Here is a 22,455-nt window from a genome sequence, read left to right as displayed (position 1 = left end):
TGGGGGGGTAGAAGGCTCGGCGGAGACGGGCACGAGGGGCTCCCGCACGTGCTCGTGCGCAGAAGCGCCGTCGCGATGGGATGCTACAGGGCCCCGACGTCGCGGAGGAGGTCGAGAGTCGGGTCCATCTCCTGCAGCCGCTCAAAGTCGAAGTCCGGACTCAGCGCCAGGGCTTCGTCGACCGGCATCATGTATTCGGGCACCTCCGCGCCGGGACGAAGCGGGTACTCGTTGAGCGTTTCCGCGGCAAAGGACTGTGCCTCGTCCGACATCAGGAACCGAAGAAACTCGCGAGCGGCCTCGGACTGGTCGCTCGTCTGGAGTACGCCCGCCCCGGTGACCAGCGCAAGGTTGCCAATGTCTTCCTCCTGAAAGGGGTGGGTTGCCACGGACGCCTCCGGATCGATACTTCCCTCATCGTCCACCTTGGCGTCGCCGTAGCGCAGACGCAAGACATAGTAGTGATTCGTGAGACCTACATCAATTTCCCCCGCGTCCAGCGCCTGAATCATCGGCGTGTTGGAAGAGTAGCTGTTCGGATTCAACGCCTGCATGTCGGTCAGCCACGTGCGGGCCGTCTCCTCCCCTTCCGTAACGCGGAGCGCAGTCACGAAGTCCTGGAAGCTGGAGTAGGCGGGCGTCCATCCGATGCGCCCCTCAAACTCCTCGTGCTCCGGCAGGTCGAGCACCGAGTCGGGCAGGTCCTCCGGGCGTACCGTATCGCTGTTGTAGGCCAGCACGCGAAAGCGCGTGGTGACCGGCAGCCAGCGTTGATTGGTTGGGGCGAAGCGGGCGGACTGCTCCATCAACTCGTCGGGCAGTTCGGTAAGCAGGTCGTTGTTGACGGCGTTGCCGAGGGCGCCAGTCGTGTTGGCCCAAAACACGTCCGCCGGGGACTGGTCGCCCTCTTCCTGCAGGGCCGCCAGCAGTTCAGCGTCCGATCCGTAACGGACCTCCACGTTAACCTCCCCCTCGTACTGCTCTAGGAGGGGATCGACGAGCGCCTTGCTACGCCCCGAGTAGATGACGAGTTCGTCCTGCTGCTCTCCCCCACATCCAAGCAGGGACAGAACCAGGGTGGCGATAAGACTGAGGCTGAAGAGTCGCGTCATGGGACGTACGAGTTGATCTGAGTGAGTTGGATTTGTTTAGATTGATTCTAAAGAAGGGCGGCGAAAGATGACACGGGACGCGCCAGGCGACCCGTTTAAATCGCAGAAACTCCACACGCATCGTCCGTCTGTAGACCCGCTCCCTCCTCTTCTCCCCCTGCACCTCGGGGGTCCGGGCGCTCCGGGCGGGCCCGATTGTCTTCCCGACCTCGGTATCTTTTCTTCGTGGGTGCCCGATCCCCTCATTCTTTCCTCCTCCCCCGATGGTTCGCCGAGCCGCCCTCGCCCTGCTCTTCGCGTGTGCCCTTCCCCTTCTCGCCCACGGCCAGGCCCCGTCCTTCTCCCGCATGGACGTGTTCGACCTGGAGTGGGTCGCCAGCCCCCAGGTGTCTCCCGACGGCGACCGAATCGTGTACCGGCGGCGGGGCATGGACGTGATGGAGGACCGCCGCACCTCGGCCCTCTGGCTCCTCAACGCCGACGGCACCGGGCACACGAAGCTAACCAACCGGACCGCCGACGAATCCTCCCCCCGCTGGTCCCCGGACGGCTCAAAGATTGCGTTCACGAGCTCGGGCGAGGAGCACGGCCCCGAGATCTACGTCCACTGGGTCGACGAGAACAAGACGGCCCGCCTTACGCAGCTCGAGAACGCCCCGAGCGGGCTGTCCTGGTCGCCCGACGGGACGCACCTCGCATTCTCGGCCCACGTGTCGGCGCCGGAGCCGACGCTGGTCTCGCCCCCGAAGGCGCCGGAGGGGGCCGACTGGGCCGAGCCGCCCCGCGTGGAGACGCGCCTCAACCACGAATCCGACGGGACGGGCGTCCTGGACTACGGGTACGACCACCTGTTCGTCGTGCGGGCCGACGGCGGCCGCGCCCGGCAGGTCACGTCCGGCGACTACCACCACTCCAGCCGCCCGGTGTGGACGCCCGACGGCGAGGCGCTGCTCTACTCCGCCAACCGCCACGACAACTGGGAGCGGGAGCGCCGCAACTCGGAGCTGTACACGGTGCCGGTAGAGGGCGGCGAGAGCACGCCCCTAACGGACCGCTTCGGGCCCGACCACACGCCCCGCGTGTCCCCAGACGGGGAGCAGATCGCCTACCTCGGCTACGACGACGAGGTCCAGACCTACCAGGTGACCCGGCTCTACGTCATGGACCGCGACGGCTCCAACCGGCGACGGGTCGACTTCAGGCTGGACCGCTCGATCGACGACATCGCCTGGGACGAGGACGGCGACGGGCTCTACATCCAGTACGAGGACGAGGGCACGACCACACTGGGCCACACGACCCTCGACGGCTCCACCTCGGTGGTAGCGGAGAACCTGGGCGGCACGTCGATCGGCCGCCCGTACGGCGGCGGCGACTTTTCTGTCTCGGAGGCAGGACGCCTTGCCTTCAACCAAACCTCGCCCGCCCACCCCGCCGAGCTGGCAGTCACGCGCCGGGGCCAAGACACGGCGCGGCAGCTCACGGACCTGAACGGGGATCTGCTCGACGACCGCACCCTCGGCTCCGTGGAGGAGATCCGCTACTCCTCCTCGAAGGACGGGCGCGAGATCCACGGCTGGGTGGTGACACCGCCGAACTACGACCCGGACCGCGCCTACCCGCTGATGGTGGAGATTCACGGCGGCCCGATCTCGAATTACGGCGACCGGTTCTCCGCGGAGATTCAGCTCTACGCGGCGGCCGGGTACGTCGTCTTCTACCCCAATGCGCGGGGCAGCACCAGCTACGGCGAGGCGTTCGGCAACCTGCTCTACAACGACTTCTCGGGCGGGGAATACCAGGACATCATGGACGGGGTCAACCGGCTCGTCGAGCGGGACTATGTGGCGAACGACAGCCTGTACGTCACCGGCGGGAGTGCGGGGGGCACCTCCGCCGCCTGGATCACGGGCAAGACCGACCGGTTCCGGGCCGCGGCCGTGCAGAAGCCGGTCACCAACTGGATCAGCAAGACGCTGGCGGCGGACAATTACTACGGCTACGCCGAGTACCGGTACCCGGGCCAGCCGTGGGAGAACCCGATGGAGTACTGGGACGTGTCGCCGGTCTCGCTGCTCGGCTCCATGAACACGCCGACGGTCGTGATCGTCGGCGGCGATGACCTCCGCACGCCCCCCTGGCAGGCGAAGCAGCTCTACAACGGGCTCAAGCTGCGCGGCGTGGAGGCGGCCTACGTCGAGATTCCGGGCGCCTCCCACGGCATTGCGTACCGGCCCAGCCAGCTCATCACGAAGGCCGACCACGTGCTCGCCTGGTTCGACCGCTACCGACAGTGAGTTCCCGAAACGCCGCCCCCACTCAGCCCGCGTCGTCCGTCAGGAGTCCCTCGATGGCCTCAAGCAGGCGGGCCGGCTGCTGGGCGCGCTTGCGCTTGCGCACTCCATCCGCGAGCCGCCCGGCCCAGTCCTCCCCGAAGAACCGCGTGATGGCCGCGGCCAGGGCCTCGGGATTCTCGGGTGGGACGACGAACCCGGCCTCCTCGTGCGGGATCGACTCCGCGAGGCCGCCCACGTCGGTCACCACCATCGGCGTCTCGAAGTGGGTGGCGATCTGGGCGACGCCGCTCTGGGTGGCCGAGACGTACGGCTGCACCACGAGGTCGGCGGCACTGAAGTAGACGGGCACCTCGTCAGACGGAACGTATTCGTCGTGCCAGTGGACGCGGTCGCCCAGGTCGTGCATGCGGATGAGGCGGCGGTAGCGCTCCGGGTCGTCGTAGGACTCCCCCGCCACGACGAGGTGCAGGTCGGGATTGTCGGCCAGCACGTCCGGCATCGCCTTCAGAAGGACGTGCAGCCCTTTGTACGCCCGCACGAAGCCGAAGAAGAGAATCACCGGTGCGTCGTCGGGCAGGTCGAGGGCCGCCCGCGCCTCGGCGTTCGGGACGGGCTGGCCGAACCGTTCGTAGACCGGATGTTCGATCTGCTTGAGGGACACTTCGGGTCCGGCGAGGCGGCGCGTGTCGGCGGCCACGGCGTCGGACATCACGACGTGCCCGGCGCAGGCGCGCAGGAAGAAGCGACTGAGGAGCGCGTCGCCAAGGTGCCGCTCGTGGGGCAGCGCGTTGTGGACGATGGCGAACGAGGGGATGCCGTAGTGCCGCCGCAGCCCCCGCGCGACGACGCCGTACGCGGGGGCAAAGAACGGCATCCAGTACTGGAAGACCACCGCGTCGGGCGCCTGGTCTCGGAGGTGAAATCCCGTCCGGAACCACGAGACCGGGTTGATGGAGTCGAGCGGGCGCGGCGCGTTTTGGACGGCCGGGGGCGCCTCGCTCTCCGGCTCGTACTGCGTTTTGCCGGGGAAGAGAAGCTCGGGGTACTGCCGCGAGAAGGTGACCGGCCGCACGTCGTGCCCGCGCTCGGCCAGCCCCGTCACCGTCATCTCCGTGAAGTGCGCAATCCCGCCCCGGTACGGATGCATCGGGCCCACCACGGCAACGTTCATTTTTTTATCGTTCCATTTTTGATCATTGTCCCATTTTGAGCCCATCATTCTCTGTCCAATCTATGTACTCCATTGCCCCGATAAATCAATGCCCCAATGGTTGCAATGATTGAATGTCTCAATGAGAAAATGATTCACCGGTTGACGGTACTCATGTCCGGGTAGCGATCGCCGGCCGCCGCGCCCTGCGGGGCAATCTCGTCGATGCGGTCGAGCTCCGCCTGGGACAGCGAGACGTTGAGCGCCCCGATGTTTTCGTCCAGGTGGCCCGGGTCCGTCGTGCCCGGAATCGGGACGATGTCGTCGCCCTGGTGCAGCACCCAGGCGAGGGCGAGCTGCGCAGGGGGGACGTCCTTGTCGGCGGCCAGGCGCTTCACCTCCGCCACGAGGTCCAGGTTCTTCTGGAAGTTCTCGCCCTGGAAGCGCGGATTGTGGCGGCGCCAGTCGTCCTCGGGCAGGTCGTCGGGCGATTGGAAGCGGCCGGTGAGGAAGCCGCGGCCGAGCGGACTGTACGGCACGAAGCCGATGCCCAGCTCGCGGCACGTCGGCAGAATGTCGTCCTCCGGGTCGCGGCTCCAGAGCGAGTACTCCGTCTGGAGCGCCGTAATGGGGTGCTCCTCGTTCGCCCGGCGGAGCGTGTCGGCGGCGGCCTCCGACAGGCCGAGGTACCGCACCTTCCCCTCCTCCACGAGCCGCCCCATGGCCCCCACCGTGTGCTCGATGGGCACCTCCGGATCGACGCGGTGCAGGTAGTAGAGGTCGATGGTCTCGATGTCGAGACGCTGCAGGGAGTCCTCGCAGGCCTTCTGCACGTAGCTCGGGCGGCCATTGATGCCCTGCATCGCCCCGTCCTCGTCCCGCACGATGCCGAACTTGGTCGCGATCGTCACCTTGTGGTGGTGCATGCCCAGCACGCGCCCCAACAGCTTCTCGTTGGTGAAGGGGCCGTACATGTCGGCGGTGTCGAAGAAGGTGAGGCCGCGATCGATGGATCGCTGGAGCGTCTTGATGGCCTGATTCTCGTCGGGCGTGCCGTAGAAGTCGGACATGCCCATGCAGCCGAGGCCAAGGGCGGAGACGGTAAGGCCCTGGTCGCCAAGGGTGCGTTTTTGCATCGAAGAATTGGGCGTGTGGATGCGTGGGACAATGAACGTGTCGGTGGGCCTCAGTGCGGCCCTGCCGGCAACCTCGCCGGCTCGGAAGGGGCTTCGTTCACCCGCACGGGCCGCCTGCCGCCCCTTCTCGGCGGGACGGGCGAACGCGTGTGCGAAGTTTTCCCCAACAGACAACAGAAAGGCCCCGGGCGACCAGAGGGTCGTCCGGGGCCTGTGTCGTAGAGACGGGGGTGGAGGGCCGTTCCGTGTTACTCGAGGTCGAAGCGGTCGAGGGTCATGACCTTGGTCCAGGCGTCGACGAAGTCGTCGACGAACTTCTCCTCGGCGTCGTCGGCCCCGTAGACCTGGGAAAGGGCCCGCAGCCTGGAATTGGACCCGAAAATCAGGTCCACGCGGGTCGCCTTCCACTTGACCTCACCGGTGTTCCGGTCCCGGACCTTAAAGTGCTCCTTGGCGTCCGAGACCGGCTCCCACTCGTAGTCCATGTCGAGCAGGTTCACGAAGTAGTCGTTGGTCAGCGTCTCCGGGCGGTCGGTAAAGACGCCGTACCCGTCGGCCTGCTCGTGGGTCGCGTCCAGCGCGCGCATCCCGCCAACGAGCACCGTCGTCTCGGCGGGCGTCAGGTTCAGCAGGTCGGCCTTGTCGATCAGAAATTCTTCCGGGGCCCAGTCTTGGCCGGGATCGTCGGCGATGTAGTTGCGGAAGCCGTCCGCTTGCGGCTCCAGCCACTCGAACGCCTCCACGTCGGTCTGCTCCTGCGAGGCGTCGGTGCGCCCGGGGGTGAACGGCACCTCCACGTCGTGGCCGGCGTCCGCCGCGGCCTTTTCGATGGCGGCGCCCCCGCCGAGCACGATCAGGTCGGCCAGCGACACCCGCACATCGTCGGACCGCGACGCGTTGAAGTTTTGCTGGATGCCTTTCAGGACCTCCAGCGCGTGGGCCAGCTGGTGCGGCTCGTTGGCCTCCCAGTGCCGGTGCGGCTCGAGCCGAATGCGGGCTCCGTTGGCGCCCCCGCGCTTGTCACTGTCCCGGTAGGTGGACGCCGCCGCCCAGGCGGTCTTGACCAGGCGGGGGACGGACAGGTCGGTGTCGAGGATGGCCGCCTTCAGCTCGGCGATCTCCTCGTCGCCGATCAGCTCGTGGTCGACCTCCGGCACAGGGTCCTGCCAGATCAGGTCCTCCTCGGGCACCTCCGGGCCGAGGTATCGCTCCTTCGGGCCCATGTCACGGTGCAGCAGTTTGAACCAGGCCCGCGCGAACGCATCCTCGAACGCATCCGGGTCTTCGCGAAAGTCTTCGATGATCTCCCGGTAGTCCGGGTCCCGCTTCAGGGCCACGTCCGTCGTCAGCATCATGGGGTCCACCGTCTCCGACGAATCGTGGGCGTCCGGCACAACTCCCTTCAGCTCGTCACTCTTCGGGCGCCACTGCCATGCCCCGCCGGGGCCTTCGTGGACCTCCCACTCGTAGTCGAGGAGGAAGTCGAGGTAGCCCATGTCCCACTGGGTGGGCGCATCGGTCCAGGGCCCCTCGATGCCGCTGGTAATGGTGTCTCCTCCCTTGCCGGAGCCGTAGTGGTTTTCCCAGCCGAGGCCCTGCTGCTCGATGGGGGCGGCCTCGGGCTCGGCGTCAAGGTGCTCGTCGGTGTCGGCGCCGTGGACCTTGCCGAACGTGTGTCCGCCCGCGATGAGGGCGGCGGTCTCCCGGTCGTTCATCGCCATCCGGCCGAAGGACTGGCGAATCCGCTGGGCCGACCACTCCGGGTCCGGAGTGCCCTCCGGCCCCTCGGGGTTCACGTAGATGAGCCCCATCACGGTCGCGCCGAGCGGGTTCTCAAGCTCGTCTTCCTCGTCGAACCGATCCCAGGTCTCCATCTCGTTTTCCGGGCCCCAGTCGATGGACCCGTCGGGCTTGTAGTCGTCCTCCCGGCCGCCGGCGAAGCCAAATGTCTTGAAGCCCATCGACTCCATGGCCACGTTGCCGGCCAGGACCAGCAGGTCCGCCCAAGAGATTTTGCGGCCGTACTTCTGCTTCACCGGCCAGAGCAACCGGCGTGCCTTGTCGAGGTTCGCGTTGTCGGGCCAGCTGTTGAGCGGGGCGAGCCGCTGTCGCCCTCCCGACGAGCCCCCGCGTCCGTCCGTCGTGCGGTACGTGCCGGCGGCGTGCCACGACATCCGAATGAAGAACGGGCCGTAGTTTCCATAGTCGGCCGGCCACCAGTCCTTCGAGGTCGTCATCACCTCTTTGATGTCCGCCTTCAAAGCCTCGTAATCAAGCTCCTGGAAGGCCTCCGCATAGTCGAAGTCTCCGTTCCAGGGCCCGACCTCCTGCACATTTTGGTCGAGGATCTCGATGTCCAGGCTACTGGGCCACCAGTCGCGGTTCGTCGCGGGCGTGCTCCTCGCCGGCTGCCCCGCCGAACCGTTGTCGGAGCCGTCGTGCATCACTGGACACCCGCCGGCCCCGTTCGTGCGTTCTGGAGCGTGCTCTTCTGACATAGGTAGAAATGAAGACGTTGCTGAAGGGATAACGAGACATTTTGTAAGGTACGGCCCCGAACTTGATTATTCAAATCGATCATCTCTATATTCCTGATAGTTTCTTCCTATCAAAGTACCGCCCCTTCGCCCGATGACGCTCGCGCAGCTTCAGTATCTCGTGGCCCTCGACACGCACCGCCACTTCGGCGACGCGGCCACCGCGTGCGACGTGACCCAGCCCACCCTGAGCGGGCAGCTGCGCCGGCTGGAGGACGAGCTGGGCGTGGAGCTTATCGATCGGAGTCGGCAGCCGGCGGTGCCGACGGCCGCCGGGGAGCACATCGTAGAGGAGGCCCGCGAGGTGCTCGCCGCCCGGGATCGACTCACGACGGTCGCATCGGAGATACAGGACCGTGTGACGGGAACGCTCCGCCTGGGCCTGTTGCCCACACTGTCCCCGTACCTGCTTCCCCTTCTCCTGCCAGCCCTGGAAACGGCCTACCCCGAGGTGTCCCTGGTGCTGCGCGAGTGGCCCACGACCGAAATTCTCGACGCGCTCTGCACCGATGCACTCGACGCCGCCCTGATCGCCACGAACGAGGCCGGGCCCGAGCTCCACGACCGCGTGTTGTTCACGGAGCCCTTCGTGGGCTACGTCGCTCCGTCGCACCGCCTGGCCCACCGCGACGCGCTGACGCCCGCCGACCTCTCCCTCGAGGACCTCTGGCTGCTGAGCGAGGGGCATTGCTTCCGGGACCAGGTGCTTCAGGTGTGCGGCCGCGTCTCGTCCACCCCCCAGGCCACGGCCCAGTTCGAAAGCGGCTCCCTCGAGACGCTCGTCCGCCTCGTCCGCAACAGCGGCGGGATGACCCTTCTGCCCCGACTCGCCACCCACCACATGCCCGAGACGGAGCAGTCGACGTTCGTCGTCCCCTTCGCCGACCCGTCCCCAACCCGAGACGTGCGGCTCGTCACGCGGCGGCGCCACAAGCAGCGCCTCGTCGACGCCGTCGTGGAGACCCTTCACGACGCGCTGCCGGCGACCGTCCCGCCCCCGTGATCTCCGTCTCATTGGCCCTCCAGCACCTCAGCGGCCGTGTCGGCGGGGCCCACGGCCTCGGCCACCTCGTACGTCGACGGATCCTCCATCCGCGGCCGGATGATCATCTCGCCCAGTAGGCCCGTCGTAAACATCTGCGAGCCGAACAGGATGAGCAGGACCCCAAACAGCAGCAGCGGGCGGTCCCCGATGTTGTGCCCGAGCACGAGCTTGTCGAACGACAGCCACAGGCTCACCAAGAAGCCGAGCGCGAACGCCGCGGTGCCCATCGAGCCGAAGAAGTGCATGGGCCGCACGGCGTAGCGGGTGAGGAAAACGACCGTGATGAGGTCGAGGAAGCCCTGAAGAAACCGTTCGATCCCAAACTTGGTGGTCCCGTACTTGCGCGGATGGTGGCGCACCTCTTTTTCGGCGACCCGGTCGTAGCCCTCCCACTTGGCGAGGAGGGGAATGTAGCGGTGCAGCTCGCCGTAGACGTCGATGCTCTTGACCACCTCGCGGCGATACACCTTCAAGCCGCAATTGAAGTCGTGCAGGGGGAGGCCCGAGAAGAGGCGCGTGACCCAGTTGAAGAAGCGGCTGGGAATGGTTTTGCGGAGCGGATCCTTGCGGTTTTTCTTCCATCCGCTGACGAGGTCGTGGTCGCCCTCTCGGAGCATCTCTAGGAGGGCCGGAATCTCGTTCGGGTCATCCTGCAGGTCCGCGTCCATGGTCGCGACGTAGCGCCCCTGCGCCCGATCGAACCCCACGGCCAGCGCCGCGGACTTGCCGTAGTTGCGGCGGAAGCGAATGCCCGCGATGTGCGGGTCGTCCTCGCACAGCCCCTGCACCACCTCCCACGTCTCGTCCCGCGACCCGTCATCGATAATCCACAGCCGAAACGAGAGGTCGGCTTTCTCACACGCCGCCCGCACCGCGTCGGCCAGGTCGGGCAGGGACTGGGCCTCCTCGTAGGCCGGGACGACAATGGATATGTCCGGCCCCTCCTCGGACGGGGAATATGAACTCGGGGACGCCTCCACAGATGCGGGACACTATCCAGGGGATTGCGGATTTCGCCTTGCGTATTCTGCGGGTCAGGGCACCAATCGGGCCTGCGGAATACGCAACACGCGATACTGCCTACGCGTCGATCGTCGCGTACTTGGCGTTGCGTTCGATGAATTCGCGCCGGGGCTCTACCGAGTCGCCCATGAGCGTGGAGAAGAGCCGGTCGGCCGCCGCCGCGTCCTGAATGGTCACCTGCTGAATCTTGCGCGTCTCCGGGTTCATGGTGGTGGTCCAGAGCTGCTCCGGGTTCATCTCGCCGAGGCCCTTGTAGCGCTGCATGCTCGGGCTCTTGCCGTCGGCCCGCAGCTCCGTCATGCGCTCTTGCATCTCCTCGTCGGACCAGCAGTAGATCTCCTGGCTGCCGTTCTGGATGCGGTAGAGCGGCGGCAGGGCGATGTAGATGTTGCCCTTCTCGATGAGCGGGCGCAGCTGGCGGTAGAAGAACGTGAGGAGGAGCGACCGGATGTGGGCGCCGTCGACGTCGGCGTCGGTCATCATCACGATCTTGTGGTACCGCATTTCGCTCATGTCGAACTCCTCCTCCGTCGACGTGAGGCCGGTGCCGAGGGCCGTGACGATGTTCTGAATTTGGTCGTGCTCCAGAATGCGGTCGAGGCGGGCCTTCTCCACGTTCAGGATCTTGCCGCGCAGCGGCAGGATGGCCTGAAAGTGACGGTCGCGCGCCTGCTTGGCCGACCCGCCGGCCGAGTCCCCCTCCACGAGGTAGAGCTCACTCTCCTCCGGCTGCCGCGAGGTGCAGTCGGCCAGCTTGCCGGGGAGGCTCCCCCCCGAGAATGCGTTCTTGCGCTGCACGAGCTCGCGGGCCTTCCGCGCCGCCGCCCGCGCCTCGGCCGCCGTGATCACCTTCTGAATGATCTGCTCGGCCTGGTCGGGGTGGTCCTCCAGCCAGCGCCCCAGCTTCGTGTTGATGAGCGACTCGACGATGCCCTGCACCTCCGAGTTGCCGAGCTTCGTCTTCGTCTGCCCCTCGAACTGCGGCTCCGACACCTTCACCGAGAGCACCGCCGTGAGCCCCTCCCGAAAGTCGTCGCCCGACAGGTCGAACTTGAGGTCGCTCAGCATGTCGTTCTGCTGAGCGTAGCGCTTCAGCGTCCGCGTCAGGGCGCGCCGAAAGCCGGTAACGTGGGTCCCGCCCTCGTGCGTGTTGATGTTGTTGACAAAGGAGAGGACGTTCTTGTTGTATTCGTCGTTGTACTGCATGGCGAGCTCTACGGGGACCTCGCCGTCCGTATCCGCGACGTAGATCGTCTCGTCGAGAATGGAGTCGCGCGCCTCGTCGAGGTAGTCGACGAACCCGATAATGCCCTCCTCCGAGTGGTACGTCTCGCGGGCCAGCTCCTCGTCGTCCTCGCGGTGGTCTTCGACCCGGATGCGCACCCCCGCGTTCAAGAAGGCCAACTCGCGCAGGCGGTCCGAGAGCGTCTCGAACCGAAACTCCGTCGTCTTGAAGATGTCCCCGTCGGGCCAGAACCGAATGCGGGTCCCCGTCTCCTCGTCCGCCTCCATGGGGCGCACCTTGTGCACCGGGTCCTCCGGCACCCCGCACAGGTAGTTCTGCTCCCAGACCGAACCGTCGCGCCAGACGGTCACCTCGAACCGCGAGGCCAGCGCGTTCACGACCGACACCCCCACGCCGTGCAGCCCCCCGGACACTTGATAGCTGTCCTTGTCGAACTTGCCCCCGGCGTGGAGCACGGTCATCACCACCTCTAGCGCCGAGCGGTCCTCCGCCGGGTGCTGGTCGACCGGAATGCCGCGGCCGTTGTCTGTGACCGAGACGGAGCCGTCCTCGTAAATCTCGACCCCAACCTCGTCGCAGTGGCCGGCCATGGCCTCGTCGATCGAGTTGTCGAGCACCTCGTAGACGAGGTGGTGCAGGCCCCGCAGGCCCACGTCGCCGATGTACATGGACGGGCGCTTGCGCACGGCCTCCAGGCCCTCAAGTACCTGAATGTTGGACGCCGCGTAGTCGCTGATCGCGCGATCCGGAAGGTCGGTAGTCTCGCTCATGAAGAACAGATGGCCAGTCGAGAGGGTGCGAAGAAGGCACTTTTTCACTTGTGAGTCCAGTTGAGAGAATACGGGAAGGAGTCAGGGATGGTTCAGCCCACACACCGCCTACAGACTGCCGTCCCTCCTCCACCGCGTGTGGAATCGTCCCCAATTCGGTCGGGCCGGGTGGACGTCGCCCGGGCCGCCCGCTACGTTGTGTGGTATCATTTCCGTAAGATCCGAAAGACAGCCCCACACTACGTTCACAAGTCCGCCCCCTCCATGCACCGCACGCTCGCCGCTGCCCTGCTCCTTTTTGTCTGTCCTGCCCTCGCGCTTGCTCAGGCGCCCGAGATCGAGCGCATCGACCCGCCCTTCTGGTGGGTCGACATGGAACGGTCGACCGTGGAGCTGATGGTTTACGGCGACGATCTCGCCGAGACGCGGGTGCAGAACATCGACCACACCGGCGTGTCGCTGGAGCGGGTCACCGAGGTCGAAAATCCGAATTACCTCTTCGTGCGCCTCCGCATTGCCGACGCGGCCACGCCCGGCACGATGACGCTCCGCTTCCGGCACGACGAGGGGACGCTTACCCGCGACTTTGAGCTTCGCCCGCGCCGCACCGACACGTACGCGCAGGGCTTCTCCAGCGAGGACGTGATCTACCTCCTCATGCCGGACCGGTTTGCGAACGGAAATCCCGAAAACGACTCGATCCCCGGCTTTCTGGAGGGCGTCGACCGCTCCGACCCGAACGCGCGTCACGGGGGCGACTTTGCCGGCATCCGCGAGCACCTGGGCTACATCGACAATCTGGGCATGACGGCAATCTGGATGACGCCCATCTTCGAAAACGACATGTCCCCCGAGTACGGCGCCTACCACGGCTACGCGGCCACCGACATGTACCGGGTGGACCCGCGCTTTGGGAGCAACGACACGTTCCGCCGCCTCGTTCAGGACGCCCACGAGCGGGACCTGAAGGTCATCATGGACATGATCCACAACCACATCGGCGACCGCCACTGGTGGATGGACGACCCGCCCACGAGCAACTGGGTCCACGACGTCGACACGCACGGCACCACGAATCACGAGGGCGCGGCGGCCATCGACCCGTACGCCTCGGAGCACGACCGGGAGCAGCTCACAGACGCCTGGTTCGTGCCTTCAATGCCCGACCTCAATCAGGACAACGAGCTCCTGGCCACCTACCTCATTCAGAACACGCTCTGGTGGATCGAGTCGACCGGCATCGACGGCATCCGGATGGACACCTACTTCTACGCCGACAAGGCGTACATGACGCGCTGGACGTCCGCCGTGCTGGAGGAGTACCCCGACTTCAACATTGTGGGCGAGAGCTGGGTGCCCACCGTGCCCCACGAGGCCTACTGGCAGGACGACTTTCAGGCCCATCCCGACGGCTACGACTCGGACCTGCCGAGCGTCACGGACTTTCCGCTGAGCTTTGCGGCGCGGGACGCCTTCGCCCCCGACGGCGGGAGCCTCTACGACCTCTACCGGACGCTCGCCCAGGACCACGTCTATCCTGACCCCAACAAGCTGGTCACCTTCCTCGACAATCACGACCTCGACCGGTTTTTCTCCGTCGTGGACGAGGACCCGGCGGCCTTCAAGCTGGCCTACACGTTCCTCATGACTACGCGCGGGATTCCGCAGGTCTACTACGCCACCGAGCTGATGCAGCCGATGCTCGACGTAAAGGGCGATGGCGCCAAGCGGGCCGACATGCCCGGCGGCTGGCCGACCGACCAGCGGAGCGTGTTCACCGAGGAGGGCCGCACCGCCCGCGAGAACGAAGCCCACGACTTCGTGACGAATCTCACGACCTGGCGCGAGGGCGCAGACGTCGTGCATCACGGCGAGCTCACGCACTACATTCCGCAGGACGACACCTACGTCTACTTCCGCCACGACGACGCCGACGACACGGTGATGGTCGTTCTCAACGACGCCGACGAGGCGCGCACGCTGGACCTCGACCGCTTCGCGGAGCGCATTCAGGGCCACTCGGCGGGCCGCGACGTGATCAGCGGCGAGACGGTGACACTGACCGACACGCTCGCGGTGCCCGCCCGGACGCCAATGGTGCTGGAGCTTCGGGAATGAGGCCCCTGGACGGCGCTACACTTCGTGCCGCGTCCACACAACGAGGCTCGTGCCTCGCTCCAGAACATCCGACAGGTGCGGGCCCTCGGCGGTCGGAGCGTCGCCCAAGAACTGCTCGATCGCGTCGTGCGTGCGGCGCGCCGCCTCCACCAGCTCTTCCGAGACGGCCGGATAGAGGCTCAACAGGTGCTGGTGCATGGCCTGCGTGCGGCGCTCGGCACGGCGCATCTTCATAAACAGGTCGAAATGGCGCACGGCATGTGGCAAGGGCTCCTCGTCGCGCTGCTCCAGGGGCACGCGGCTCAGGGCCATTTCCATGAGCAGGTCCATGAGCGCGTCTCCCGTGTTTCGGAGGCGAGCAGCCGCACGATCGGCGGGCTCTTGGGCCGAGGGGTCGCGACCCGCCCGGCGCTTGGCCACCGACTCCCGGACTGTCGCGGCGGTCGACAACGTGGCCAGGAGCGTCATGGACTGCAGCACGGCGGCGGAGTCCGGAGACTCGGACGGGGACTCACTCATGGACTCATTCATGGAACGACAGGGTTGCAGCGAAGAGACGCGGGGCAGAGCGGCGGAGGCGCATGAGGCGTGCGAACATGATGCGTGAAAACGTGATACGTGAAGATGTCCCCCGACATTGATCACGAATCACTCCTCACGCATCGCGGCCCTACACCTCCAGGTACCGCACGAACTCGTCGACCAGCTCCTCCAGCTCGCCGTCCTCCTCCCCGAAAGCCGCCACGACGTGGTAGCCGTGGTGCTCCAGGACGTGCCGGACGCGCGAGGTGTCCTTTACGTTGAGCTTGAGCGTGACCCGGATGTCGTCCGTTGAATTCTCCGGGAGCTCCGAGGCCACGGCCAGTACCTTCGCCTCATTTTGCTCGATCACGTGGACAAGCTTCGCCAAGGCGTAATCGCGCGCATCGACCTCCAGGGCCAGGATGGCACCCCGCTGTCGGGTCGACAGCATCTGCGCAAACTGGTCGAAAATGTCGTGGCGGCGGAGCACCCCGAGGTACTGCCCGTCCGACTCGGCCACCGGCACGGTGCTGAGGTCGTGCTCGACCATCATGCGGGCCGCGTCGAAGATGTGAGCGTCCGGCCCCACGCTCACGGGACGCCCAATGAGCAGCGACTCAACCGGGGCTTCCGGCCCGTCGGCGTCCATGAGGCGCGTTTCGGCAATCACGCCGGCCAGCCGTCCGTCTTCGTTCACGACCGGCAGGTGGCGCACATGGTGCTCCATGAGCAGCCCCAGGGCTTTTTCCACCGGGTCGGAGCTCTGGAGGGCAGGGGTGGCGGAATGGATGGCCTCACGTACTTTCATGGCGTCGGGGGCTTGAGAAAAAAGACATGCAGCAGGGGGCGTGGACGGAGGGGGCAGTGCAACCCCCCACAATTGCCGTGCCGAAGACGTCCTTCTGCCAGAGCCGCAGGGCCCCTGAAATCAGAACTGCCTCGGCCCGTTAAGCATCCAAGACCGGCCTGTCCTCCTCGGCCGGTCGGAGCGCCCCGAGAGGATCCAAGGCCTCGCGGAGACGGGCATCATTGCGCGGAGCAGCGCGGAAATGGATACGCGCCACGGCCTGCGCCTCTTCCACCTCCCCATTCAGGGAGTCCATTCTCCCATTCTCGGCGTACTCGTACTCCTCGTCGATCACGTCGCCGAGGCGATGCACCTGCGCGATGACCTCCGGCTCGCTCACCGGAATGTAGGCCACCCGCTCCACGTAGTCCTGCTCGATGAGGTCGAGCAGGTCTTCCCGCAACGTTTCGAGGCCGATGCCGCGGAGGGCCGACGTGAACACCGCGTCCGGGTGGTTGCGCCGGAGGCGACGGAGCAAGGTTCGGTCCTCCATCGCGTCGATCTTGTTGAAGACCACGAGGGTCGGCTTGTCCCGGGCCCCCAGCTCCCCCAGGGTTTCAGAGACCACCTTCATTTGCTCCTCGTAGTTCGGATGCGTTACGTCTACCACGTGGACGAGCACGTCGCTCTTGCGCACCTCGTCGAGCGTGCTCTTGAAGCTCTCGATGAGGCGGTGGGGCAGCTTCCGGATGAACCCGACGGTGTCGGACATCAGCACCTCCTTGTTCGAGTCCAGCTCGACGGTGCGGGTGGTCGCATCGAGCGTAGCGAAGAGGCGGTCTTCGGCCTCAAGGTCCTCGTCGGCCAGGGCGTTGAGGAGAGTCGACTTGCCCGCGTTCGTGTAGCCAACCAGCGAGGCGGTGGTGTATCCTTCCCGGCCCTTGCGCTGGGTCGTGCGCTGCCGATCGATCTCGTCGAGCTTCTCGCGCAGCTTCGCCATGCGCTTGTCGATGATGCGGCGGTCCATCTCAATCTGCTTCTCGCCGGGCCCCTTCGTGCCGATGCCGCCCTCCTGCCGCGAGAGGTGCGTCCAGCGCCGCGTAAGGCGGGAGCGAAGGTAGCCGAGCTGCGCGAGCTCAACCTGTGTTTTCGCGGCCCGCGTCTGCGCCCGGCTGGCAAAAATGTCGAGGATGAGCCCCGTCCGGTCGAGCAGCTTGCACCCAACTTCCTTCTCGAGGTTTTTGACCTGCACCGGTGATAACTCATCGTCGAAGATGACGAGGTCCGAGTCCCGCTCTTTCGTGAGGCGCGCCAGCTCCTTGACCTTTCCGGAGCCGATGAAGGTGGCCGGGCTCGGGCTGTTGAGCGACTGCGTCAGCCGGTCGGTCACGTCGGCCCCGGCCGTACGGGCCAGGTGCTCCAGTTCGTTGAGGTGATCGCGCACCTCCCATCGCGACTCTCGAGGCGTAATCACCCCAACGATGATCGCAGTTTCGGCGTCTTCCGTCTTGTGTTCAGGGGCAAACAATGCGGCGAAAGCAGCTCTATCGAGGGGAAAATGCGAACAGGGGATGGGGCAGCCGAGGTATGAACACTCGGTTCAACCAAATTCCATACAGTGGTACCTGCCTTGGCACCGGGTTGTTGCACAGGGTCCGTGGGGAAAACATAATTTTCTCGACCGCCCGTCTTTCCCGAGTGTAAGGGAAGGAGCAAGGTCCCTGCGGCTGGCCAGGCGCTGCCCCGAAAACACATCGTCGACGTGGGCCTCCAGGCCTCGTCCCCACACGCGCGGCCCCTGCGTTCGCCACGGAGCGCTCCGTGGACGACAGGCACCGTGCCCGAGGCAGCGGCCGTCATGCCGCCGGCACCGGTCTTCCGCCCCAGAAGGAAGCACGCAACGGAGACGTCCGCCATGCAGGCGACCATCGCCCCAACGACCCGGCCCCACTGTGAGCCGATCACTTCGGCCGCCTGGAGGGACTCGCATCCGTTTGGGTGGATGTCGTCTCGGGCGCCCACTGGCTGGCGACGAGCATCTCCGCCGCAAGAAACACCAGTGCCAGGAGCAGAAACACGTTCCACAACTCGGTCCCTGCCCGGCGGGTGCGCAGGGTCTCTTCAAGGTCGCCGGCCTCCGCCGCGGCCACCGTCTGCATTGGCGCGCCCGTCGCGTTCTGCAATTGCTCGGAGGCAGCCTCCGGGGACGCCCCCTGGAGGTTCGACTCGGCGGGATTGATATTTACGGCCACACGCCGAGCCCGCGTGGAGCCGGCCTGGACGTCGTAGAGCCCCGGTGTCGTCAGCGTGCCCCCCACCTGCAGAAGCGTTGCCCCGAAGAGGGTGCGCTGCTCAGGGGTCACCTCAATGCCGTCGGGCCCTCGGACGCGAACGGACGCGTCGGGCGCCACCCCCGTTACGCGCAGCTCGGCGGGGCGGCCGGCCACGAGTTGCTCTCCTGCGACGGAGGTGGTGGCGGAGAGGTAGTAGACCGATCGGTAGAGCAGGGGCACGAAGAGCCCCCGGACGGGCAGGTCGCTCCAGGCTCGGGTGGGCGCCACGGCTGCCGTGAGCAACCGCCCGCGTCCATGGCGCGCCTCGTGGAGGAACGGGCGGCCGTTGGAAAGCTCGATCAGGGTCTGTCCCGCCTGGCCCGAGGGGCGGAAGTTCATCACGTAGTAGAGGTCCGGGCGCTCCACAGACGCCTCCTCCCGGCGCTGCTCTTGAAAGACGCCCTCAAAGAGCGGGTGCTGCAGGTCCACCTGCTCGAACGAGGCCACGGTCTGATCGCCCGACAGGGTTCCGCTGAAGCCCCGGAACGAGCCGGCGTTGAGGCGTCCGAGCAGGGCATTGTAGTCCTCCGGGCGGGCCTGGGCATTCGGGAAGAGGAGCAGGCCGCCCCCTCGGTCCACGAAACGGGTGAGGGCGTCGACCTCTCCGCTCGACAAAGACCGAGGCCCCGCGAGAAGCACTGCGTCGTACCGGCCCAGCTCCGCCGACGCCAGCTCGCGCTCGTCGATCGCGGTGGTGCGGAAGGCAATCCGGTCCGCCACCATTTCGGACGAGAGAGCGAGGTCGAGGTAGCGTGTGTCCTGCCCGTCTCCGCGCACTCGCAGGACACGACGCTCTTCCGGCACGTGCAGCGCAAAGTGATGCCGGTCGTCCACCGGGAAGTCATCGTCTTCCGTCACCACCGCCCCGTCCAGCCAGCCCCGCGTCTGGGGCGTGACCGTGAAGGACACCGTCGTCGCTAGGCCCGGCTCCAGCGTGGTCGTGGACTGGGCCACCCGGTCGCCCGCGAGGTAGACGCTCGCCATGTAGTCGTCGAGCGGGTCGGGGCCGTGGTTGGTGAGAGTGGCCTCCAGCTGTACCGGCTGGTTGACCTCGGCGATGCGACTGGTGACGGTTACGTCCGAGACGCCAACGTTGGACTGGGCCTGGGTTTCGACGGGGAGCAGCTGCACCTGGACGCCGTCCGGGACGCGCGTCGCGACCGAGTCGCCGAGGGTGCTGGCCTGCAGGTCGCTCACCACGTAGACGACGGCCTGCGGAGCGTCCGCCTGGCGTGTCGCGTCGGCCGCCCGCCCCACGGCCTCCGCGAGCGAGGCCGCCCCGGCCTGCGGCTCCAGCTCCGCGAGCGACTGCCGGACCACGCCGGTGTTCGTCGTCGGCTCCGGCCGCCGCGCGCCGCTCCGGGCCGTCGGCCAGAGGAGCGCCTCGTCGCCCTGCTCCACCGTCTGTAGCACGCCCTGGGCCTTCTGGATCGCCTGGTCGAAGTACGCCCCGCTCGCCCCGTCCGCCGTCATCGAGAGCGAGTTGTCGACGACAACCGCGTGGGCGGTGGGGGCCGAGGCCGCCATCCCCCCGAGATTGCTCGTGAGGGTGGGCTGCGCAAACGCCATCCCCAGACTGGCAATGGCCAGCATGCGGAGGGCCAGCAGCAGCCACTCCTTGATGCGGACCCGCTGCACCGCCGACGCCTGCAGCTCTTTCACGAACGCCAGCGAGCTAAACTCGACGGTGCGGGGCTGGCGCAGGTTGAAGAAGTGCAGGAACAGCGGCACCGCCACCGCCGCCATCGCCAGGAGCGCAAAGGGATTCAGAAACGACACGAAAAACCACCGTTGGGCACGAGCGACGACGCGATTGGGACCGGCTGCTACCGAGCGAGCGGGATTTGCGTTCCAGAAAGAGCAGTATGCCGCAACAATAGAAAAGCGCCTCCCCCGCCCTAAAGAGGGCCGAGAAGGCGCTCGGTGTCGCTGGAAGCAGCATTAATGCGTCCTCTAAAGGGTGACTGAGAGACGGGCAAATACCTCTCGACCGTTAAACCCAAACGGCGAAGACGTTGGGAAAGGCAACATCCCGAAAAACAGCGGATCAGCGTCCGGGTACACATCGGTCAAGTTGCGTGCCCCGACGGTGACCGTTGCGTAGTCATCGAAAAACGAGTAGCTCGTTGTGAGGTCGAACAGCCACTCTGAACTAATCACGAAGTCGCCTTCGGGCGTCCCGTCCGGCGAGAGCGTTTCGCCGTAGCGCCGGGCCCCGAGCTTGGCCGTGAACCCACCTTCCTCATAGGTGGCATCGAGGTTGAGCCGATTGTCTGGGCGCTCGTCCGTAAGCTCCAATCGGGCCTCTCGGTCGAGGATGCTTGCCCGGAAATCTCGTCCGAGAACGTCGGGCGTCCGCACGTCACTGTTCACTTCGCTCTGCGTTTGATTGAACGCCCCGGTCAAGAGTAGCCGGCCACTCTCGCCGATGGTTGTCTGATACTTGGCCGTCAGGTCGATGCCCCACGTCTGCGTGTCGACGCTGTTGGCAAACGTCTGTACCCGGGCCACATTCTCGATGCCGTTGTTGGCGAGAATGTTCTGGACCAGCTCTCGCTGCTCCTCGGTTTCTCCAAGCTCGCCGGAGAGAATGATCCGATCATCGACGTCGATGAAGAAGGCATCGGCCGAAAACGTGAAATTGTCAACGGGCTGTACCGTGACCCCTGTGCTCAGGTTAATGGACGTTTCTTCCTCAAGATCAGGTACGCCCAAGGCCTCGGCAATGTCGCTCTCGTTTTGGGCCAGCTGGACCTCAAAGGGCCGGAGCTCCCCCGTGTCCGGATCATCGAGAAACGTCGTGGACACCTTGGAGAAGAAGCTCTGTGCCAGGTTGGGAGCTCGGAAGCCAGTACTGCCCGATGCCCGGAAGGTCACAGCGTCCTGGGGCTGGAAGCGTATCGCGAGCTTCCCGTCTAACGTTTCGCCGAAGTCGCTATAGCTCTCAAATCGACCCGCGAGGTTTACGAGTAGCTCGTCAGTCACGTTTGACTCCAGCTCCGTGTACACCCCGAGGTTATTTCGGCTCTCATCCACTTCTTGGTCGGGGCGAAAGCCCGGAAACACCTGCGCTCCGGGAGCAGCCCGACCTCCGTTTTGATTTTCCTTCACCGGGCCGTCAACCCAGGATGCTCGCTCCCCGGCCTCAATGTCATACTCGTCGATCCGGAAAACGGACCCGAATGATACATTCAGGGGTCCGTTGAAACCTACATCGTACCCGCGTGAGAGGTCGAGTTGGGCGTGCGACTGGCGGTGGCTCACCGTGCCCGCATCAAAGGAGGTCTGGGTGCTGTTCGGGCCCAGCGTCACGTTGAGGGAGTTGGCGATATTATACTCAAAATCGTTCTCCCCGGACTGCAGGTTTAGGTCGTAGTCCCATCCCCCAAGAACCGTCCCACGCAGGCCGACCGACGCAGAATAGTCCTGCGTGTTAATGTCGAACTGCGGAAGAAAGCCTTGCGGATGAATGCTCGGCCAGTTGCGACCTCCTTTCGCCCGCCGGTAGAATCCCTCTCCAATGGAGTTTCGGTAGCTGTACCCGCCAAAGGCGTAAACCTCAACAGCATCACTCACCGGGTATGCCCCGTCGGCCCACACATACACGTTGTCGGACTCGCCATCGCCCCAGTGAAAGGTCGGCTGCGGCACTGGGTTGTTTTTCTCGACGGCCTCCTGGACCCCATCGTCGTCGATGTCGATCACCTCGTCGGCGTCTCCGTCTTCGATTTGATCACGCGGACTGGCTCCGGCCCGATTGGTGGGATCGCGGAGACGGAGCTCCGTAAAGAGGTTCAGGTAGCCGTCGTCTCCGAGACCCGTACCGCCCTGGAGGCTCACGTTGTGCGTCGTCCCGTCGTTATTGAACCCGCGGGTTACGTGTCCCCCAAGCTGGTAGCTTGCGCTTAGGGGCAGCGGCTCCTGCTTGAGCTGCACGTTCACGACCCCGGCAATGGCGTCGGAGCCGTACTTTGCCGCCGCTCCGTCGCGCAACACCTCAATCTGCTGAATGGCGCTGGAGGGAAGGGCATTCAGGTCCACCGGACTCGATCCCTTCTGCACACCGGATCCCAGCCGGTTCACGAGAGCCGACTTGTGGCGGCGTTTGCCGTTCACCAACACCAGTGTGTGATCCGGACTCAGGCCCCGCAGCGTAAAGGATCGCAGAGCATCCATACCATCCGCCACCGTCTGGCGCGGAAAATTGGCCGACGGCGCAACTTCCTGCAGAATTTGACCGACCTCGGCGGTCCCGATCGATTCAATCTGATCGGCCGAGTACACGTCGACGGGCACGGCAAGCTCTGAGGCGACTGTATTGCGTGCCCGCGACCCAACGGTGACCGTTACGCCCTCGCCCTGCAGCGGCGCTCGCTCCA

14 protein-coding genes are annotated in these 22,455 nt (G+C 65.8%); 3 read left to right on the top strand and 11 right to left on the bottom strand.

The features are described 5' to 3' along the window. Window positions 1-83 precede the first annotated feature (83 nt). Window positions 84-1,112, bottom strand: coding sequence for an iron ABC transporter substrate-binding protein (locus V5A20_RS04005; RefSeq protein WP_332314633.1), 1,029 nt, complete (start codon window positions 1,110-1,112; stop codon window positions 84-86). A 263-nt stretch (window positions 1,113-1,375) separates the two neighbouring features. Between V5A20_RS04005 and V5A20_RS04000 the strand changes: the two genes are divergently transcribed. Beyond that, window positions 1,376-3,409: a S9 family peptidase gene (locus tag V5A20_RS04000; RefSeq protein WP_332326766.1), complete on the top strand. Its 2,034-nt coding sequence runs from the start codon at window positions 1,376-1,378 to the stop codon at window positions 3,407-3,409. A 22-nt stretch (window positions 3,410-3,431) separates the two neighbouring features. Here the strand turns inward: V5A20_RS04000 and V5A20_RS03995 are convergent, their stop codons facing one another. The 3 genes from V5A20_RS03995 to katG all read right to left on the bottom strand — a co-directional run bounded on the left by V5A20_RS03995 (window position 3,432) and on the right by katG (window position 8,139). Continuing rightward, window positions 3,432-4,580, bottom strand: coding sequence for a glycosyltransferase family 4 protein (locus tag V5A20_RS03995; RefSeq protein WP_332314631.1), 1,149 nt, complete (start codon window positions 4,578-4,580; stop codon window positions 3,432-3,434). A 134-nt stretch (window positions 4,581-4,714) separates the two neighbouring features. After that, window positions 4,715-5,695 carry an aldo/keto reductase gene (locus tag V5A20_RS03990; protein WP_332314630.1) on the bottom strand — a complete coding sequence of 327 codons (981 nt, stop codon included), beginning with the start codon at window positions 5,693-5,695 and terminating at the stop codon, window positions 4,715-4,717. Between the two features lie 248 nt (window positions 5,696-5,943). Beyond that, entirely contained in the window at window positions 5,944-8,139 is a 2,196-nt protein-coding gene (katG, locus tag V5A20_RS03985; RefSeq protein WP_442978426.1) for a catalase/peroxidase HPI, read from the bottom strand. A 187-nt stretch (window positions 8,140-8,326) separates the two neighbouring features. Between katG and V5A20_RS03980 the strand changes: the two genes are divergently transcribed. Beyond that, on the top strand, window positions 8,327-9,235 hold the full coding sequence (locus tag V5A20_RS03980) for a hydrogen peroxide-inducible genes activator (RefSeq protein ID WP_332326764.1): 909 nt from the start codon (window positions 8,327-8,329) through the stop codon (window positions 9,233-9,235). Between the two features lie 8 nt (window positions 9,236-9,243). On the opposite strand, the gene V5A20_RS03975 is transcribed toward V5A20_RS03980, so the two are convergent. Beyond that, window positions 9,244-10,257 (bottom strand): glycosyltransferase family 2 protein, encoded by a 1,014-nt coding sequence (locus tag V5A20_RS03975; protein ID WP_332314627.1) that lies wholly within the window; start codon window positions 10,255-10,257, stop codon window positions 9,244-9,246. Between the two features lie 100 nt (window positions 10,258-10,357). Beyond that, window positions 10,358-12,316: a DNA topoisomerase (ATP-hydrolyzing) subunit B gene (gene gyrB, locus V5A20_RS03970; RefSeq protein ID WP_332326763.1), complete on the bottom strand. Its 1,959-nt coding sequence runs from the start codon at window positions 12,314-12,316 to the stop codon at window positions 10,358-10,360. Between the two features lie 264 nt (window positions 12,317-12,580). On the opposite strand from gyrB, the gene V5A20_RS03965 reads away from it, so the two are divergent. Then, window positions 12,581-14,434 carry a glycoside hydrolase family 13 protein gene (locus V5A20_RS03965; protein ID WP_332314625.1) on the top strand — a complete coding sequence of 618 codons (1,854 nt, stop codon included), beginning with the start codon at window positions 12,581-12,583 and terminating at the stop codon, window positions 14,432-14,434. 15 nt (window positions 14,435-14,449) lie between these two features. On the opposite strand, the gene V5A20_RS03960 is transcribed toward V5A20_RS03965, so the two are convergent. The 5 genes from V5A20_RS03960 to V5A20_RS03940 form a co-directional block, all read right to left on the bottom strand. Continuing rightward, on the bottom strand, window positions 14,450-14,953 hold the full coding sequence (locus V5A20_RS03960) for a hypothetical protein (RefSeq protein ID WP_332314624.1): 504 nt from the start codon (window positions 14,951-14,953) through the stop codon (window positions 14,450-14,452). A 151-nt stretch (window positions 14,954-15,104) separates the two neighbouring features. Continuing rightward, window positions 15,105-15,764, bottom strand: coding sequence for a CBS domain-containing protein (locus tag V5A20_RS03955; protein WP_332314623.1), 660 nt, complete (start codon window positions 15,762-15,764; stop codon window positions 15,105-15,107). A 139-nt stretch (window positions 15,765-15,903) separates the two neighbouring features. Continuing rightward, entirely contained in the window at window positions 15,904-17,271 is a 1,368-nt protein-coding gene (hflX, locus tag V5A20_RS03950; RefSeq protein ID WP_332314622.1) for a GTPase HflX, read from the bottom strand. Between the two features lie 433 nt (window positions 17,272-17,704). After that, complete coding sequence (locus V5A20_RS03945; RefSeq protein ID WP_332326762.1) at window positions 17,705-19,855, bottom strand: BatA domain-containing protein; 2,151 nt, start codon at window positions 19,853-19,855, stop codon at window positions 17,705-17,707. Window positions 19,856-20,029: 174 nt separating this feature from the next. Continuing rightward, window positions 20,030-22,455, bottom strand: a 2,426-nt coding sequence (locus tag V5A20_RS03940; protein ID WP_332326761.1) for a TonB-dependent receptor plug domain-containing protein, incomplete at its 5' end; no start/stop codon positions are given.

The organism is Salinibacter sp. (assembly GCF_036626415.1).
Classification (GTDB): domain Bacteria; phylum Bacteroidota; class Rhodothermia; order Rhodothermales; family Salinibacteraceae; genus Salinibacter.
The sequence above is the reverse complement of the archived record's forward strand: the minus strand, read 5'-3'. Positions and strand labels throughout refer to the sequence as shown.